This window comes from Streptococcus sp. 1001283B150225_161107_H12 (genome assembly GCF_015552665.1).
Taxonomy (GTDB): Bacteria; Bacillota; Bacilli; order Lactobacillales; family Streptococcaceae; genus Streptococcus.
Genome location: NZ_JADNFC010000002.1, coordinates 42,562 through 61,018 on the forward strand (window position 1 = coordinate 42,562; position 18,457 = coordinate 61,018).

The 18,457-nt window shown below is 41.7% G+C and carries 15 protein-coding genes; all 15 read right to left on the reverse strand.

Annotated elements, in window-relative coordinates:
- Positions 1–69: 69 nt before the first annotated feature.
- On the reverse strand, positions 70–711 hold the full coding sequence (locus I2C87_RS03525; protein ID WP_061563968.1) for a hypothetical protein: 642 nt from the start codon (positions 709–711) through the stop codon (positions 70–72).
- 207 nt (positions 712–918) lie between these two features.
- The gene (locus tag I2C87_RS03530; protein ID WP_195323973.1) at positions 919–1,545 is read right to left on the reverse strand and encodes an ABC transporter ATP-binding protein; all 627 of its coding nucleotides are present in this window, start codon (positions 1,543–1,545) and stop codon (positions 919–921) included.
- Position 1,546: 1 nt separating this feature from the next.
- The gene (locus tag I2C87_RS03535; RefSeq protein ID WP_195323974.1) at positions 1,547–3,556 is read right to left on the reverse strand and encodes a DUF1430 domain-containing protein; all 2,010 of its coding nucleotides are present in this window, start codon (positions 3,554–3,556) and stop codon (positions 1,547–1,549) included.
- 372 nt (positions 3,557–3,928) lie between these two features.
- The gene (locus I2C87_RS03540) at positions 3,929–4,918 is read right to left on the reverse strand and encodes a lipoate--protein ligase (RefSeq protein ID WP_014713327.1); all 990 of its coding nucleotides are present in this window, start codon (positions 4,916–4,918) and stop codon (positions 3,929–3,931) included.
- Between the two features lie 229 nt (positions 4,919–5,147).
- Positions 5,148–6,854: a dihydrolipoyl dehydrogenase gene (lpdA, locus tag I2C87_RS03545; RefSeq protein WP_195323975.1), complete on the reverse strand. Its 1,707-nt coding sequence runs from the start codon at positions 6,852–6,854 to the stop codon at positions 5,148–5,150.
- A 39-nt stretch (positions 6,855–6,893) separates the two neighbouring features.
- The gene (locus I2C87_RS03550) at positions 6,894–7,937 is read right to left on the reverse strand and encodes a dihydrolipoamide acetyltransferase (protein ID WP_048789010.1); all 1,044 of its coding nucleotides are present in this window, start codon (positions 7,935–7,937) and stop codon (positions 6,894–6,896) included.
- Positions 7,938–8,250: 313 nt separating this feature from the next.
- A complete protein-coding gene (locus I2C87_RS03555) occupies positions 8,251–9,243 on the reverse strand; it encodes an alpha-ketoacid dehydrogenase subunit beta (protein ID WP_195323976.1) in 993 nt (330 codons plus the stop codon).
- Positions 9,244–9,259: 16 nt separating this feature from the next.
- Positions 9,260–10,228 carry a thiamine pyrophosphate-dependent dehydrogenase E1 component subunit alpha gene (locus I2C87_RS03560; protein WP_195323977.1) on the reverse strand — a complete coding sequence of 323 codons (969 nt, stop codon included), beginning with the start codon at positions 10,226–10,228 and terminating at the stop codon, positions 9,260–9,262.
- A 208-nt stretch (positions 10,229–10,436) separates the two neighbouring features.
- Positions 10,437–11,603, reverse strand: a complete 1,167-nt coding sequence (locus I2C87_RS03565; RefSeq protein ID WP_195323978.1) for an ATP-grasp domain-containing protein — start codon at positions 11,601–11,603, stop codon at positions 10,437–10,439.
- A 21-nt stretch (positions 11,604–11,624) separates the two neighbouring features.
- Complete coding sequence (locus I2C87_RS03570) at positions 11,625–12,365, reverse strand: esterase family protein (RefSeq protein WP_195323979.1); 741 nt, start codon at positions 12,363–12,365, stop codon at positions 11,625–11,627.
- Between the two features lie 39 nt (positions 12,366–12,404).
- Complete coding sequence (locus tag I2C87_RS03575; RefSeq protein ID WP_195323980.1) at positions 12,405–13,232, reverse strand: alpha/beta hydrolase; 828 nt, start codon at positions 13,230–13,232, stop codon at positions 12,405–12,407.
- 94 nt (positions 13,233–13,326) lie between these two features.
- Complete coding sequence (gene trmFO / locus I2C87_RS03580) at positions 13,327–14,661, reverse strand: methylenetetrahydrofolate--tRNA-(uracil(54)-C(5))-methyltransferase (FADH(2)-oxidizing) TrmFO (RefSeq protein ID WP_195323981.1); 1,335 nt, start codon at positions 14,659–14,661, stop codon at positions 13,327–13,329.
- A gap of 159 nt (positions 14,662–14,820) precedes the next feature.
- The gene (locus tag I2C87_RS03585) at positions 14,821–15,525 is read right to left on the reverse strand and encodes a DUF3307 domain-containing protein (protein ID WP_195323982.1); all 705 of its coding nucleotides are present in this window, start codon (positions 15,523–15,525) and stop codon (positions 14,821–14,823) included.
- Positions 15,509–16,186: a SatD family protein gene (locus I2C87_RS03590; protein WP_195323983.1), complete on the reverse strand. Its 678-nt coding sequence runs from the start codon at positions 16,184–16,186 to the stop codon at positions 15,509–15,511. Before I2C87_RS03590 ends, I2C87_RS03585 begins: the two co-directional genes overlap by 17 nt.
- Positions 16,187–16,293: 107 nt before the next feature.
- Positions 16,294–18,381, reverse strand: coding sequence for a type I DNA topoisomerase (topA, locus tag I2C87_RS03595; protein WP_195323984.1), 2,088 nt, complete (start codon positions 18,379–18,381; stop codon positions 16,294–16,296).
- Between the last annotated feature and the right edge of the window lie 76 nt (positions 18,382–18,457).

An 18,457-nucleotide genomic window follows, 5' to 3' on the forward strand; every position in this document is an offset into this window, starting at 1 on the left:
AATTATGTAATTTATTAGTTTTAAAAAGAGCGATAGATTTTTTGAATGTCTACCGCTCTTTTATACTTTCTATAAAAATTCGATCCAATAATTACGGTGTGGTTCAATAATGACTGGTTTTCCCCAGAATGATTTTAGATAGGCCAAGTTTGCAGGGGTGACAGGTCTTTTTTCACCATTGAACTTCTCTGCACTCTCTTTCGTTAGAAAGCATTTAACAGCTTCATATGGTGTACCATCGCTCGCTATTCGATCAATTCCTAAATAAGCAATTTCATCACCGGCTTTTGGAAAATCTGTAAATAGTTTACCAATAAAATAAACCGTCTTATCTTTCATTAATTCATAAGCCTTACTATTTTCCAGTCTGTTATTCGCTGCAGCGTACATAATACAAAAACTGTCCACAATATCTTTCAAAGGCATTAATTCTTCTTTGCTGACTATAATTTCGTCGGGAGCAAGTCCACCAAGGATTAAATTTTTATAATGAGGTTGCTGGATGATATTATCTAAAGCCATTCCTAATGGTAGTTGGACAGCTTGATAGCCTAATGGTTCGAGCTCTTGCTTTTTCTGGTCAAGGTGTCCTTGTGTAATACTGACATTCAAATCATAAGGACTGGAAGGTTGTTGCTTGCTAAAAAAAGCCACTACTATACGATCTAACTGTTCAAATAGACCAAGATTTTCAACTGGAATTTTCATCATTGAATATGATCCCCTTTTTTGTTAAGATTTCCTCTATATTCTACTCTCATTATTTTTGAATATCAATTAAAGAGGCCGTGTCATGAACTAACTTTTGATGAAAAATCTTAAACATTTTTGTTTGAACGAATCTTTCTTCATCAGCCTCTACCTCATGAATAGCTATAAAAGATAATCTAGAAGATCCTACCATTCTTCAACCATGGATTAGTTGAGCCTTATCACTTCGTCAGCTTGTTCCCAAATCACTGGATTATGGGTTGCAATAATGATTAAACGATCTTGCCTCTTTAACGTCAAGAGCAAGTCCATCACCTCTTGAGAGGTTTCTGGATCAAGTGCTGCAGTTAGTTCATCCGCTAAAATCAAAGGTGGATCCTTTAAAATAACTTTAGCCAATGCAACACGTTGTGCCTCGCCACCAGATAATTCATAAATCTTTTGATCCAGAGAAAGGTAAGCCAGTCCTACTTTTTTGAGTACTTCTTCTTCTTGCTGCTTCTTCTCTTTTTTCGTTAATTTTTGCCCAATCAATCCCAAATCTAAATTTTTAGCGATGGTCTCGTTTTCAAGTAGGCCAAAATTTTGAAAAAGATAGCCTAATTCATGCTTAAAAAAGTGATGCTGTTTGATTTGTTTCAGTTCCTGCCCTTGATAGCTTATACTCCCCTTTTCATAAGGCTCTAACTTCGCCAAGATATTAAGCAAGGTTGTTTTACCACACCCGCTATTTCCGATCAGAGCATAAACTTTCCCAGCTGTAAACTGCAAGCTCAAATCTTGAAAGACCGTTCGTTGGCCAAATGATTTGGTTAAATGTTCTACGCTAATCATATTAGGCTCCTTTCAGTACAGTGGCTAACAAGTGGTCTTCTTTATGAGACCGGTACAGGAGAATGAACCAAGCATTAGTAATAAATAGAAAGAGAGTGGCAAGAGCAATCCACCATTCTTGAGTGAGAAGGAATGTCAGGAGGCTTCCTAATAGTAAGAGGATACTTTCTGAAAGCAAAATCATTTGGTGAATGTTTACAAATCCTAGACCTGCAATCTTCTTCAAGAAGATTGGTCTTCTAAACTCTTCAAAATAGAGGAAATTCATGGTGTTAAAGAGTAGTATGGAAGTAGCTATTGCAAAGATTCCTCCTGCAATGATAATGAGATTCTCTAATTGAATGGATTGGATCATCTGCTGGTATACAGACGCCGCATAATCATATTGACTAACATTTTTTTCAAGATCATACTCAGCAACGAGCTTCTTACTATTCTCAAGTCCATTAAAATAAAGGTAGGAATTTAGTTGGGTGAAATAAGGATTCTCGTAGCCTCCAAAACTTTCAGGTTGAACAATCACTAAAACCGGATCGGTAAAGAATTGCTTATAGCTGATTGGTGTATTGTTGTAGATAAATCGTTTTTGGTTGTTAGGAAGATAGGTTACCCGTGCTTTCATCGATAAAGCGATGTTCCCTTGATCATCTCGAGGAGATAGATAATCTTCATATCGTTTGATCATCTCCTCTTCACGACTTTTTAGTTTTTCCGGAAGTAAGAGACCAAATTCTCCTGCTTGTAAATGATTTAAGTGATCTTTTCCTTCAGGAGAAACTGGAACATTCTGAATATCAAGATAATTTGGAGTTACATAGAGAGTTCGTGCAAGAGGATCATAATCTGTAATTGAAAACTCTTTACCTGTACTAGGATCCGTCATAACTCCTTTTGAGCTAAAAGATACGAGATTATGATAAGCTAAAAGACCACCATTTTCAATACCAGACTCGATGAGCTTAGACCATTTCTTACCATTTTCCTTCATAGTCTCTTTGCTGGTAATCTGATAGAAATATTCTCGATTTGTACTAATTTGAACCCAATTTGATTGTTTAGACCAAGCCTCACTTCCCTCTTGGTAAGTTTGCCAGACGGATCCATAAATACTGATTCGATGAACTGCAAGACCAATTAGTGTGACAGCAAGAAATTGACAAATAAAGAGGAAGAGCAAAATGCGCTTTAATGGAACTTTCCCTTTTAGAAGGGTGACTAAATGCATTGTTTGAATACTATATGCAAAGAGGAAGGATAAGATAGCAGATAAAATAAGTAACATCCCATTGTAAATAATACTACTCGAAATGATGACGGAATAGGTAAAAGGTGTTAATTGAAAGGAATAAATCAGAACCGCACCCATTATACTTGTGGCAATACATCCAAAAAGCAACTCTATACTATCATCTTTTAAAGAATGTCCGAAAAGCTGCAAGCGTCTCATTCCTGAGATATATCGAATCCCAGCGCTTCTCATTTCAAGTGTTTTCTGGATAATCGTCAAAGCGCTAAAACTAATGATAAAAATAACCAAGGCAAGTGATTGTGAACCTGAGCCAAAAAAGGCAATAAAGGTCTGCAGAGGATTTGGTTTCTCTATAAAAGTTTGTGAGAAACCAAGAGTATGAAGCGTTTGATCCAGCTTTTCAGTTTCTAAATCACCTGTTAATACATAATAATTCACTACCAGGCTTTCATTGGCAGCCAGTTCTTTCTTCTCTCTTTTAATTCCAGAAGGAAGTTTTCCCTCTCCGTAGATATCATAGGTGAAAACAACCTGCCCTTTAGAATCTGTTCTTTGTATCTGACGAGCAATTATACTATGATTTTCCCTTGCCAAGAGATCTAAAGAGGTAGATAAGTCTTCATATTTGACGCTCTTTTCTTGTCTCAGCACACCTACTACCGGAAGACTGCGGTGGATAACCGTATTTGGAGAAATAAAGGCAATCCAAATCAAAAAGCTAGAGATGAAAAGGTTTGATAAAATAATAAAGACACGTTTCATATCATCACACTTTCTAAAGCAGAAAAGGAAAGTAATACCTAGCTAGTCAATTAATTTCGTCGTTTAGTGGTTACTGAGTATTAAAAAATCATATTTATATTTTTGTAATCGAATACATTTTTCCACCTTTACTATACTACAAAATCCTTAGTAAAACAATAATTTCTATGTGAAACTAGTTTCAAAAAAGAGAGTGGGACAGAAATCGGTAGTTCGCTAGAATTCGATTTCGTCGTCCCACCTCCGCACAGTTGAGTAGGGCTGTAAAAGCTGACGAAATCAGCGTAGTAGAGCCCACTCAACCACTGCGTCTTGTTCGACAATCCAAAGACAATTGAGAGGCTAGGACTTTTGTCCCAGCCTCTTACGACTTTATTCCACCACTGCTTCAGCAATTTCTTCTGCAGTGATACCTGCAAAGTAACGGCCTAGATTAATGGTTTGAAGGGCTTTGAGGACGTCTTCACGTTCGTATTTAACGCCACGAAGAACATCTTCTACTGCTGCAACATCTTCGATACCAAAGAAGTCACCGTAAATCTTGATATCTTGAATTTTTGATTCAATGACATTAGCGAAGATTTCCACTTTACCGCTAGGGAATTTAGTACCACGACGTACATTGTATTCAGGAGACTTTCCATAGTTCCAATCCCAGGTACCGAACTTAGTTTCCTTGATTCGATTAATTTCAGCCAATTCTTCATCCGAGAAGACATATTCTGTCATCTCAGGGTATTCTTTCTTCATGTAGTCCAAAAGTAGGTCACGGAACTCTTCCACCGTGATTTTTTCTGGCAACTCATCGATGATATTGGTCACACGAGCACGGACTGATTTAACCCCTTTGGACTCAAACTTGTCTTTAGATACCTTGAGAGCATTGGCAAGGACTGACAAATCAACGTCAAAAAGAAGGCAACCATGGTGCATAATCCGACCATTGATGTAAGCTTGGGCATTTCCACAGAATTTCTTGCCATCAATCTCTAAGTCGTTACGACCCGTGAATTCAGCCTTCACTCCAAGCTGAGCCAAGGTGTTGATCACAGGAGTTGAGAAGCTCTTGAAGTCAAAGGCCTTGTTTTCATCTTCTTTTGAAATGATGGTGTAGTTGAGGTTGTTCAAATCGTGATAAACAGCCCCACCACCACTGATTCGGCGAACCACTTCAATCCCATGCTCCCGAACGTAGTCACGGTTGATTTCTTCGATAGTATTTTGGTGGCGACCAACAATGATAGAAGGTTTGTTAATCCAAAGAAGGAAGATTTGATCTTCATCCAAGAGGTGCTTAAAAGCATACTCTTCTAAAGCAATATTAAAAGCAGTATCATTTGAATAATTAATAATGTATTTCATAGTAATTCCAAAAATTCGTTTTATAAATCCTACTCATAGTAAGATAAGCATTAGACAGAAATACTTGAATTTCACTTGAATTTTCTGAAGTAGTAAAAAGAAATGTAACGATAACTCGTTACATTTCTCGGAAAAATTGAGACAGGTAGCTCAATTTTTAGGCATGGAACTCTAAGAGAGGTCGCTGCCGTCCGTACTACTTTAAGAAAATTTAGTTGAAAGAATAGTATTATTTCTTCTTAGGTGAGTGAACAGCCAAGCCAAGTACATCTGCAAAAGCTTCGTACATTACTTCTGAGAAGGTTGGGTGACCATGGATAGTCTTAAGCATTTCTTCTACAGTGATTTCCATCTCAATGATGGTAGAAGCTTCGTTGATCAATTCGGCTGCTGCTGGACCAATGATGTGAACCCCAAGAACTTCACCGTATTTTTTGTCTGCAATGACTTTTACAAATCCTTGAGCCGCATCTGACGCAATAGCACGACCGTTAGCTGCAAAGTTGAATTTACCGATTTGGACATCATATTTCTCACGAGCTTGTTCTTCTGTCAAACCAACAGCCGCAACTTCTGGAAGTGTGTAGATGGCTGCAGGCGTCAAGTTCAATTTGGCAACAGCATGATTTCCTTTAAGAGCATTTTCGGCCGCTACTTCACCCATACGGAAGGCAGCGTGAGCCAACATCTTAGTACCGTTGATATCGCCTGGTGCATAGATACCTGGAATAGACGTTTCCATGTATTCATTGACCTTGATCCGTCCACGATCCAATTCAAACTCGACTTCACCGATACCTTCAAGGTCTGGAACACGGCCGATTGAAAGAAGGGCTTTGTTGGCGATGATATCATCTTTGCCTTCGACCTTGATACGGAGTTTACCATCTTCTTCAATGATTTCTTGCAATTTCGTATCGGTCAAGATGGTCATACCCTTGCGTTCAAGGATTAGACGAAGGTTCTTAGATACTTCCGCATCCATAGCTGGAACGATACGGTCCATCATTTCGATAACCGTAACTTTTGAACCAAAGGTCATGAAGGCTTGACCAAGTTCGATACCGACAACCCCGCCACCGATGATCACGAGGCTTTCTGGAACTTCGTTCATTTCAAGGATATCATCACTGGTCATGACAAGGGATGATTCCATACCAGGAACGTTAATCTTGCTGACTTTAGAACCACCAGCGAGAATAATTTTCTTCGTTTCAAGCAATTCAGAACCATTGACCAAGACATTCTTATCTTTCGTAATGGTACCGATACCCTTGTGAACATCCACTCCGTAGCTGCGAAGAAGCCCTGCAACACCACCAACAAGGGTATTAACAACTTTAGATTTAGTTTCTAAAAGTTTATCCATATCTACTGAGAAACTTGGATTTTCAATGATAATACCACGGTTTGCTGCATGACCAATATTTTCAATGATTTCAGCGTTGTGGAGGTAAGTTTTAGTTGGGATACATCCACGGTTTAAGCACGTTCCACCAAGTTCAGATTTCTCAACAAGAGCAACCTTACCACCCAATTGAGCTGCCTTAATAGCAGATACGTAACCAGCAGGGCCCCCACCGATTACTACGATATCATAAGCGTCATCGCTCTTATTGTCATCGTTTGAAGCACTTGCTGCAGCTGGTGCTGGACTTGCTTCTGGTGCAGCTGCTCCAGCGGTTGGGATGTTTTCCCCTTCTTCACCAAGATAACCGATTACTTCAGTAACAGGAACAGTTTCTCCATCCCCTTTTAGGATAGCAATTAAGTACCCATCTTCTTCTGCTTCCAATTCCATGCTGACTTTGTCTGTCATAATTTCAAGGAGAACTTCTCCTTCTTTTACAAATTCGCCGACTTTCTTATTCCACTGAACGATTTGTCCTTCGGTCATATCTACGCCGGCTTTTGGCATAATTACTTCTAAGGCCATTTTATTTCCCTCTTTTTCTTGTTTCTATTCTCTCGTTGATTAGACCAACATTGAAATCGGGTCTTCAATCAAGGCTTTCAAGTCTTTCATGAATTTGGCACCAGCCATTCCATCGACAACGCGGTGGTCAATGGTCAAGCCCAAGCTCATGATTGGACGAATGACAATTTCACCATTCACAACCACTGGTTTTTCAACCGTTGCACTAACTCCAAGGATGGCAGAGTTTGGTTGGTTGATAATCGGTCCAAATGATTGAACACCAAACATCCCCAAGTTACTGATAGTAAAGGTTGAGTTTTGCAATTCACTTGGAGCAAGCTTACCATCCAAGGTACGTCCGATAACATCCTTGAAGGCTACGACCAACTCTGACAAGGTCATCTTTTCAGCATTGTAGACAACTGGAGTCATCAATCCATTGTCCATTCCAACTGCCATCGCTAAGTTGACATAATTGTGAGTGATGATGGTTTTGCCATCTTCTGTTAATGACGCATTGATGTATGGATGTTTCATCAAGGTCTTAACCACTGCTAGAGAAAGCAAATCTGTTACAGTGACTTTCTTGCCAGTGGCCTCCATAATTGGATCCAATACCTTCTTACGAAGGGCCAACATTTGAGACATATCAACGTCATAGTTCAAAGTAAAGGTTGGTGCTGTCAAGTAAGATTCCACCATCCGTTGAGCAATCACCTTACGCATTGGTGTCATCGGAATCCGCTCGATCTCACCATAAGGTGTCACATTATCAGGAACTTCTTCGACTTTCTCAATTTGAGCAGGTGACTTAATGGTCTCATTCTCAATATTCTCAGGAAGGAAAGCAAGGACGTCCTTCTTCATAATCTTACCACGATGACCAGTTCCTTGGATTTCTTGCCAAGCAATATTGTGTTCTAAAGCAATTCGTTTTGCAAGTGGTGAAATGCGAACCACATTTGTGTCTTTATATGTTTCCACGTCTTCTTTGTGGACACGACCGTTTGCGCCTGAACCAGAAACATCATAGAGGTTGATCCCAAGATCATCCGCTAATTTTCTAGCCGCAGGAGTCGCTCTTAGCTTATCATCAGCCATGACCTCTCCTATTCTATTATAAGATACTAAGGGCGTCAAAAGTCTCAGTGAAAATAGGAAACTTGACGAAGAAACTTTAGTTTCTAGGAAAGTTTATCTTTTTCACCCAGACTTTAGCCCGAGTTCAATTCTACAAGCAACTTGGATACACACGTATCTCAAGTTGCTACGGTTGCCGCTATCAGGCGGTCAACCTAGTAGACTTACTAATTCGTTCGTCGAATATCATCGATTCGACTCACTCATGTCGCATTTTTTCTATTTCAAAATGAAAGATAAAACCACGAATATGTTACATAATTTATGTTATGTATTATTCTTTGTTATACGTTTTACGAATGGCTTCTTTGATACTTTCAACTGTTGGTATCATTGCATTCTCAAGGTTTTGTGCGTAAGGCATTGGCACATCTTCCCCCGCACAACGGCGGATCGGTGCATCCAAGTAATCAAATGCTTCTGATTCAGAGATAATAGCTGAAATTTCACCGATATAGCCACTTGTTTTATGGGCATCATTGACAAGGACTACTTTTCCTGTCTTCTTGACAGAATTAATGATGATCTCTTTATCGAGTGGGACCAAGGTCCGTGGGTCTACTACTTCTACTGAGATGCCTTCTTCTGCCAATTCTTCAGCTGCTTGCATCACGCGACGAAGCATTTTCCCGTAGGTTACGACAGTGACGTCAGTTCCTTCGCGTTTGATTTCTCCGACACCAAGTGGAATCGTGTAGTCTGGATCAACTGGCACTTCACCTTTTTGGTTGAATTCTGATTTGTACTCAAGAATGATTACAGGGTTGTTATCGCGAATAGAAGACTTGAGAAGTCCTTTCATATCCGCTGGCGTACCAGGAGCAACAACTTTCAAACCAGGAATATGAGTAAACCATGATTCCAAAGATTGGGAGTGTTGAGCTGCAGATCCAACTCCATTACCAGCAGCACAGCGAACGGTCATCGGCACTTGCCCTTTTCCACCAAACATGTAGCGAGTTTTAGCAGCTTGGTTGACAATAGCATCCATGGCAATTACTGAGAAATCCATGAAGGTTATATCAACGATTGGGCGAAGTCCGGTCATGGCTGCCCCTGCTGCCGCACCTGAAATCGCAGCCTCAGAAATTGGACAGTCACGAACACGTTCTGGACCGAATTCCTCAAGCATTCCTACTGAAGTTCCGAAGTCTCCACCGAAAACTCCGACATCTTCCCCCATCAACAATACATTTTCGTCGCGACGCATTTCCTCAGACATAGCAAGGATAATGGTATCGCGGAAAGACATTAATTTAGTTTCCATAATTCTCTACTCCCCCTTAGTCTGCGTAAATATCTTCGAAAGCTGATTCGAGTGGAGGGAATGGGCTTTCTTCCGCAAATTTCACTGAAGCTTCCACTGCTTCTTTTACTTCTTCTTGGATCTGATCCAATTCTTCTGCGCTCGCAATCTCATTTTCAAGGAAATACTTGCGAAGGTTTTCGATTGGATCTTTCTTCTTCCACTCTTCGACTTCTTCACGGGTCCGGTATTTACCAGGGTCTGAAGATGAGTGACCAAGCCAACGATAAGTGACACTTTCAATCAAGACAGGACCTTTACCAGAGCGGACGTGTTCAACAGCTTTTTGGAATCCTTCATAGACATCGATAACATTGTTTCCATCAGGAATAAACATTCCAGGAATGCCGTAAGCAGCACTACGCTCGTGGATATGCTTGACATTGGTCATTTTTTTGATGTCAGCAGAGATTCCGTAACCGTTATTGATACAGTAGAAAATTACCGGAAGATTCCAAATAGAAGCCATATTCACTGCTTCGTGGAAGACACCTTCGTTGGTTGCGCCGTCCCCAAAGAAGCAGACAACAATCTTACCAGTCTTATGCATTTGTTGAGTAAGAGCAGCTCCTACTGCAATCCCCATACCACCACCAACAATACCATTGGCACCAAGGTTACCTGCATCCAGGTCGGCGATGTGCATGGAGCCACCCTTCCCTTTACAAGTACCGGTATACTTACCAAGGATTTCTGCCATCATGCCATTCAAATCGATTCCTTTAGCGATGGCTTGTCCATGTCCACGGTGGTTTGAAGTTAGCAGATCATCCTCGTTCAAAGCCAACATCGCTCCAACGTTAGCCGCTTCTTCCCCAACAGAAAAGTGCGTCATTCCTGGCACTTTCCCTTTTTTTACTAACTGTGCAATTTTTAAGTCCATGCGACGGATTTCTTCCATTTTACGGAACATTTCCAATAAGAGACTTTTATCTAATGTTGCCATTATTTCGCCTTTCTAAGCAATTATTCATTCTATTTTATTCTATCTCACTATGAAAACACTGTCAAAATAAATGCTCATTTCCTTTCACAAACTAATCTGTCTAGAATACTGATAGATATGAATTCCCAAACTGTTATATAAAAGATTCACAAAGTTGTTTTTATTATGGATAAACAAAAAACCGATAGGGAAGACCTATCGGAATATTTTATTGATGGCGTTGGCCGAAGTCATGAATCATTTGTTCTAACTCTTCACGACTTGGAGTTGTTAACATGTAAAGGTAGTCCCCTTGAAGTTCCGCAAAGGCTGCAGGCATATCTTTCTTCACGCGGAATTGATCTCGGTATTTGGCCAAGACTTCTTCCTCAGAAAGGACATAAGCTGCATTGGCACGGCGTGAAGTCGCCAAGCAATAAAGTGGCTCAAAGTCAGAAGCTGGGAATGGTTCTCCGGCTACGATGGCTGCATAGCCACGGTACAAATCAATCGAGTGAGCATAGTTGTAGACGTCGATGGTGAAGCCACCTGCAGGGCGATTATTGTACTCGATCGCAATATAATCATCCCCATCACGGAAGAACTCAATGTGGAAGAAACGCTCCTTCATGCCAAAAGCTTTAACAATCGCTTCCCCGTATTGACGCAATTTTGGATCCATCTCTTTAAGGACATAATAAGAGTTATCCATCTTGTAGAGCATCAAGTCAAGCGGTGTATAGGCATAGTCAAAAGTCGTCGAGAAGACAATGTTACCATCGCGATCGACCAGACCATCAAAGGTACAAATCTCGCTAGAAGTGACGAATTTCTCAAAGAAGTACTCGGTATGGCCATCCCATTCTGCCTTGAAATGGTCCACAGCTTCTGCTGTTTCAAGCTTGAAGGTCGCTGCTGCGCCCACTCCATTATCAGGCTTAGCAATCAATGGCAACCCAATCTTCTTCACAGCCTTGTCAATGTCTTTTTCGGCTTTGACCACTGCACCAGGAACGACTGGGACTCCAGCTTTCTTGAAGAGTTTTTTCATTTCTGATTTAAACTTGGTTTTCTTCAAATCTTTTGGTTTGGCACCAAAGACATTGAATTGTTCACGAAGCGCTGCATCCAATTCCAACCAATATTCATTGTGGGATTCGATGCGGTCGATTGGCCCGTTTTTGTAGAAGAGGAAGGCGACTGCGCGCTTCACTTCGTCCCAGTTTTCCATGTTATCAACTCGGAAATACTCTGTTAAACTATTGCGCAATGGCTCGTCTAACTGTTCATAAGGCTCCTGTCCAATCCCTAAGACCGTGATGCCTTTGTTAGCCAGCTCGATGGTAAATTGTTGAAAGTTTTGCGGATAATAAGGTGAAATAACAAGATAATTCATAGAGGTCTCCTCCTTTTTAGCTTATAAATACATCTGACCTAAGAAATAAGGCATTTGCTTGCGCCACCAGTCCCAATCGTGAGCGACGTCATGGCCCCACTCAGCAAACCATGCAGGAATATTTTTGTGGTCAAAGGCTTCTTTTAGTTTGTAGAAAGATGGAAGTCCATCTTGTTCCCAAGCGCCAAGACCGGTACAAATGACAATTTCCGCCTGACGGTAACGGTCAATAAACCAGCCGTCATTTTGATGCCAAATATAATCAGATGGCGAGTTTTGATAAATCGCTTCGTCACCACCAAACTCACCAACAAAGAAACGAGCATCATAGACACCACTCAAGGCAATCATCTTGTTGAAGACATCTGGATGTTGCAAGAAGAAATTAAGCGCGTGGTAGGCTCCCATAGAACAACCCGTCGTCATCATCGGATCAAACCATCCCGTTTTGTGCTTAATGAAAGGAATGGCCTCTTCAATCACATAGCGCTCGTAAGCACGGTGCATCTCTGCTCGATCATGAGGATTTTTCCAATCACAAAGCCAGCTTTCACTATCGACACTCGAAAGGGTGAAGAATTGAACCCGACCTTCTTCGATAAACTGAGCACAAGCATCAATCATACCAAAGTCATAGTACTCGTTATGGCTCCCACCTGATGAAGCAAAGACCACAACAGGAATCCCTGCATGTCCATAGCGGTTTAGATACATTTCGCGGTTGAGCTGGCCACTCCAGTGGCTTAGATGTTCAATATTCATAAATTCCCTCTTTCTCTTTATTTCTTTATTTACAGTCTATTAATCCCATTTTTCTGCCAAAAAACGAAGGCATTCTGGAAGATTCTCAGCCCAGGCTTCTTCGTGGTGAATAGCCCCAGATTGTATCCGAATAGCAATATTTTCCAAAGCCACTCCTTGTTGAATGACATCGTGATAATAACGAAGGGATGAGTCGATATAGGCTTGCTTGATATTTCCCGCCATCAGCGTTTTATCCGTATCATCAGCTTCTTCAGTCCCTACATAGATGTAGATCCGTTGATCTGCATAAAGCTTCTTCCGCTCGATATAGCGGTCAAAGGCCTCTTGGTGCAACCAGTTAGCAGAGGAGAAGACTCCCAGACAACCGATTTGGTCTTGGTATTCCAAGCCCAAAAATTGGGTGATATTCCCACCAAGCGAAGATCCAATCATGGCTGTATGTTCTCTATCAGCAAGGGTTCGATATTCTTGATCGATGAAGGGTTTGACGACATCCATGACAAACTCCCCATACTCGACACCCTTGCCACCGAATTGCATACCAGGGATATTGGACTCCTTGTACTTCCAGGCAGAGTACTCGTTCATCCGTTGCAAACCATCGTTATCAATGGCAACGACAATCATGCGACTAATGTCTGGATTTCGCTTGATGGCTGGAATGACCTTCCAAGAATGACCCGCATAGGCTTCCTTGCTATACAAAACGTTTTGCCCATCGTGGAAATAAACCACAGGGTAGCGACGATCTGTATCTGTTTCATAATTCTTAGGTAATAAGACTCGCACACGACGGAGTTTTCCGGTATAAAGCACTTTCAACTCGTGTGTCTTCATCTCTAAATAAAAGTAGGATTTATTCATTGTCAGAAAACTCTCTATATTCTAAATTTTTATTTATTATACCATTTTTATAAGAAAAAGTCTGGATTTCTCCAAACTTTTTCATTGATTGACTTTATTTTCCAATAAATGTAGCCAGATCTTGCAAGGAACGTTCGGCAATTTTCTCATACCGTTCCTTTTTATCCCGAATGCGTGGGCCTTCCAGCTCCTTAATAATTCCGAAGTTGACATTCATGGGTTGGAAATGCTTGCTGTCGGCATGGGTAATATAATGAGCGAGACTTCCGATGGCTGTTGTTTCTGGGAAAATCGCTGCTTCTTCTCCTTTGAAAAGACGTGCCGCATTGATCCCAGCCACCAAACCTGAAGCCGCTGACTCGACATAGCCCTCTACTCCTGTCATTTGACCCGCAAAGAAGAGGTTGGCTTGCTTCTTAGAACGATAAGTCTGTTCAAGCAGATTTGGAGAGTCCATGTAGGAATTACGGTGCATGACGCCATATCTGACAAATTCCGCATTTTCCAAACCTGGAATCATTTGAAAAACCCGCTTTTGCTCGCCCCATTTAAGGTGAGTTTGGAAGCCAACGATATTGTAGAGGCTAGCAGCTGCATTGTCTTGGCGCAATTGGACTACCGCATAGGGTGTCTTAAACTCCCCGTCACGAGGCCCTTTGTAGTCATCTGGATATTCAAGACCAACTGGTTTCATAGGACCATAGAGCATGGTTTTGATGCCTCGCTTGGCCATGACTTCAATTGGCATACAACCTTCGAAATACTTTTCTTTTTCAAAAGAGTTGAGCGGGGCTTCTTCCGCATTCACCAAAGCCTCATGGAAGTCCATAAACTCTTGCTTGGTCATGGGACAGTTGAGATAAGCCGCTTCTCCTTTGTCATAACGAGACTTGAGGTAAACCTTATTCATATCGACGGTATTGACATCGATAATAGGAGCTGCTGCATCATAGAAATAGAAACCATCTCCACCATTGAGCGCGTGGATTTTTTCCGCCAAGTCATCGCTGGTTAGAGGACCCGTTGCGACCACTGTGATCGCATCTGTCGGCAATTCTGTAATTTCATCGCGAATCACCTCGATGAGCGGGTGTTGGGACACCTTTTCCGTCACTCGGCTAGCAAAGCCTTCCCGGTCCACTGCCAGTGCTCCACCAGCTGGTACACGAGTCGCTTCAGCCGCTTCAAGGATGACCGAACCCAGATGACGCATTTCTTCTTTGAGGAGCCCGACAGCATTGGTTAGAGAATCCCCTCGGAGAGAGTTGGAACACACTAACTCAGCAAAGTTGTCTGTTTTGTGTTGCGGAGTGGATTTGACTCCTCGCATTTCATAGAGCTTCACCGGAATTCCCTGTTGGGCAATCTGATAAGCTGCTTCGGAGCCAGCAAGGCCCGCACCGATAACATTGATATAAGATTGAGACATGACACTAATACCTCTTTGGGTATCCAAACACCCCACTGGACTGTTAGACACCCACAAATCTTTCTAATTTTCTACTTGGTCCATTATACCAGAAAGCCAAGTAAAAAGACAGGGAGGGTTTTCCTTCCTGTCTTATACCTAAGTCTGTTATTTATTTTCTTATAGACACAACCAAGCAGCAAAGAGGGCTGATAGGATACTGAACAAGGACCCGATTAAATAATACTCTGCGAAGGCTGGATTCTCCGAAATTTTATTGTAGCGGGCGATGGATTTGGCCGTAAAGACCAGACCGATAGAAGCAAATTGGCCGTAGACAAGACAGGCACCGATAATCAACCGCTCTAAGAAGCCAATCATGGAACCAGCCCCAGTGATCGTATCCATTTTCTCCTCCATCGTCGGCTGGTACTTAGCAAAAAGAATTTTAAAGACAATATTGGTCGGTTTTCCCACTAGGAGGACATAAAAGATTAGTTTTAAACTGTCAATAGGCAAATAAGTCGTGCCATTTTTAGCTCCCCAAAGGACTAGGAAACTAATGATACCGACATGCAAGACTTGATCCAAGGCAAAAGTCCAGCCGGTTGGTAAATTTAATTGCTTCTGAACGATCGGTTTTAAGAAATCTATTCCAGCATGAGTCAGCAAAATGGTCAAGCAAATCCACCACAAGTCCAGATGACAGAGGGAAACGACGAATAGAGGCAGAGCTACATACAGAACGTGAAGGCCGAGCACCTTCTTATCCTGGTCCTTGTGGTCCGCCATCTTTTGGCTTTGAAAATAATAATCCGACAACAAATGACAACTCAACAAGAGAAGCAAGTATGGATTTGTTACGATACTAGATAATCCGGTCATAAGCCTCTCCTTTCGCTAAACTTTGAATACTCGCTAGTGCTGCTGCTCGCCCCCGTAAGTAAACACGGATACTACTACTTTTCAGCCGTTTAGATAGAGCACTTGGGTTGATGGCCAATGATTGGGCCAAATCCTGCTGGCTAAAATTCTCACTATATACACATCTCTTAAGAAGATCTAGCAGGATTTCTTCCTGACTGCCACGCCAACCCGAACGAATGGCTTCCCCGGAAGCGATGAGGGCATTCACAAAGAAGTCTTGCTTTTCCTTCCCACTTGAAAAATAGATCTGGGTATTGCCGTAGTCATTTTTCTGATGAACCAGATTGATGGCGGCGCGTGCATTCCAATAGGCTGGCCCATCCGCACCGATACTTTGTAAGGGATCAATATCCGTTACAATCTCCCCGAGACCAATCCCGAAACGAAGTTGAGTAGGAGTTAGTAAAGAACGCAGGGTATCGATGATTTGAAAAACCGGAGCATCCACCTTTAAGAGCGCCTGAAACTCATCACCCAGGGTCAAGGTAAAACTAGATGCTAAGAATTCTCCAAATAGTTCATTCATCGTTTGAAGCGTTTTTTCTAACTGTTTTTGCAGGTCAAAACGTTCTTGAACCATTTTAGAATCAATAACATCTGCAATCAAAGCAAGATACATAAGCCCACCTCCTTGTGTCTATTATAACGAAAAAAAACAAAAATGTCTATTATAACAGACATTTGTTAAAATTGCCGTTATAATAGACATAGAATCATTCTAAAATCTTATTTTACTTTTTCTTCTTCGTAGTCGCCGTTGCTACATACGACTTGCTTACCACCACCACGAACTTTTTTCTCAACTAGGTAGTGACCACATTTCGGACAGTCACGGCCGATTGGCTTGTCCCAAGAGGTGAATTCGCAGTCTGGGTAGCGATTGCAGCCATAGAAGAGACGATTCCGCTTGGTTTTACGCTCGATGATTTGGCCTTGGTGACAGTCTGGACACTCCACTCCAATCTCCTTGACGATGGCTTGCGTATGACGGCAATCAGGGAAATTGCTACAAGCAAAGAATTTACCGAATCGACCCAACTTGATAACCATTGGACTTCCACAAACCTCACAGTCAAATCCAGCAGCCTCATCCTTGATTTGGATTTTCTCCATTTCCTCTTCAGCTTTGGCTACTTCTTTTTTAAAGGGTTGGTAGAAGGAATCAATGACCTTTTGCCACTGTTCTTTTCCGAGTTCGACATCATCCAGCTTCCCTTCCATCTCTGCGGTAAAGGTTACATTGACGATATCTGGGAAGAATTCAACGATCAGTTTATTGACGATTTCTCCTAATTCGGTTGGCTCGAAGCGTTTGGCTACAAGCTTCACGTAATAGCGTTTTTGAATGGTCTCAATGGTCGGTGCATAGGTCGAAGGACGGCCAACACCGTTTTCTTCTAAAGTCTTAATCAAGGTCGCTTCAGAATAACGGGCTGGTGGTTGGGTAAAGTGCTGTTCAGGTTTGCTGTTGACCTGAGTGACAGTGTCCCCTTCTTCCATATCTGGTAGCATCTTATTCTTGTCCGAATCATTGTAGATCGCCAAATAGCCGTCAAATTTCACCTGACTTCCATTTGCTGTATATTGAACCCCATTTTGCCCCAAACGGACATTCATGGTATCAAAAACAGCTGCTGTCATCTGACTAGCCACAAAACGATTCCAGATCAAGGTGTAGAGCTTGAGCTGGTCCTTGTCCAAATACTTGGCAATTTTCTCAGGCGTATTGTAGACGCTAGAAGGACGAATGGCTTCGTGGGCATCTTGAGCACCAGAAGCATTCTTAACCCGACTACCATGCTTAGAATACTTGTCTCCAAATCGATTAACGATAAAGCTAGCTGCCTCATTTTGAGCGACTGGACTAATCCGAGTCGAATCCGTACGCATATACGTGATCAAACCTTGAACACCAGATCCAATATTGATTCCTTCGTACAATTGCTGGGCCACCATCATGGTCTTACGAGTACGGAAGTTAATCTTATTGGCTGCATCCATCTGCATGGAAGAAGTTGTGTAAGGAAGCGGCGCATTGCGTTTGCGCTCTTTCTTCTCTACCTTTTCAACGATATACTCTTTCCCATCGAGATGTGAAAGAACGGCTTTCACATCCTCCTGGTTTTGAAGCTTTATCTTCTTGCCATTCATTCCATAGAAATTGGCTTGGAATTGCTTGGTCCCCTTTTTAAAGGTACCATCAATCGTCCAATATTCTTCTGGTTGGAAGGCATTGATTTCTTCTTCCCGGTCAATAATTAACTTAAGCGCAACGGATTGCACCCGACCAGCAGAAAGTCCCTTCTTCACCTTTTTCCATAGAATTGGTGAGATGGAGTACCCAACAATCCGGTCCAAGACACGGCGCGCTTGTTGAGCATCTACCAGATCCATATCAATCTTACGGGGTTCTTGAAAGGCATTTTTTACCGCATCCTTGGTAATTTCATTGAAAACGACGCGGTTCTTATCTTCCTTATCCAACTGAAGAATATGCGCCAAATGCCAAGAAATAGCTTCTCCTTCACGGTCCGGGTCACTTGCGAGAAAGACTTGTTTGGCTTTTTTAGCCTCTTTTTTCAAATCATTAATCAAAGGACCTTTTCCGCGAATATTGATGTACTCTGGTTCGTAATTGTTCTCAAAATCAATAGACATGGTAGATTTTTTCAAGTCACGAATATGACCCACGCTGGCCATGACCTTATAATTTCTACCAAGATACTTTTCAATCGTCTTCGCTTTCGCAGGAGACTCCACGATGACTAAATTCTTTTTAGTTGTTGTGGTTTTCTTTTTTGTTTTAGTAGCCACTTTTTTACCTCTATTTTGTAATAAACCTCATAGAGTGTAAACTATTTTTTTCGGGATGTCAACCGTGAAGTTCTCC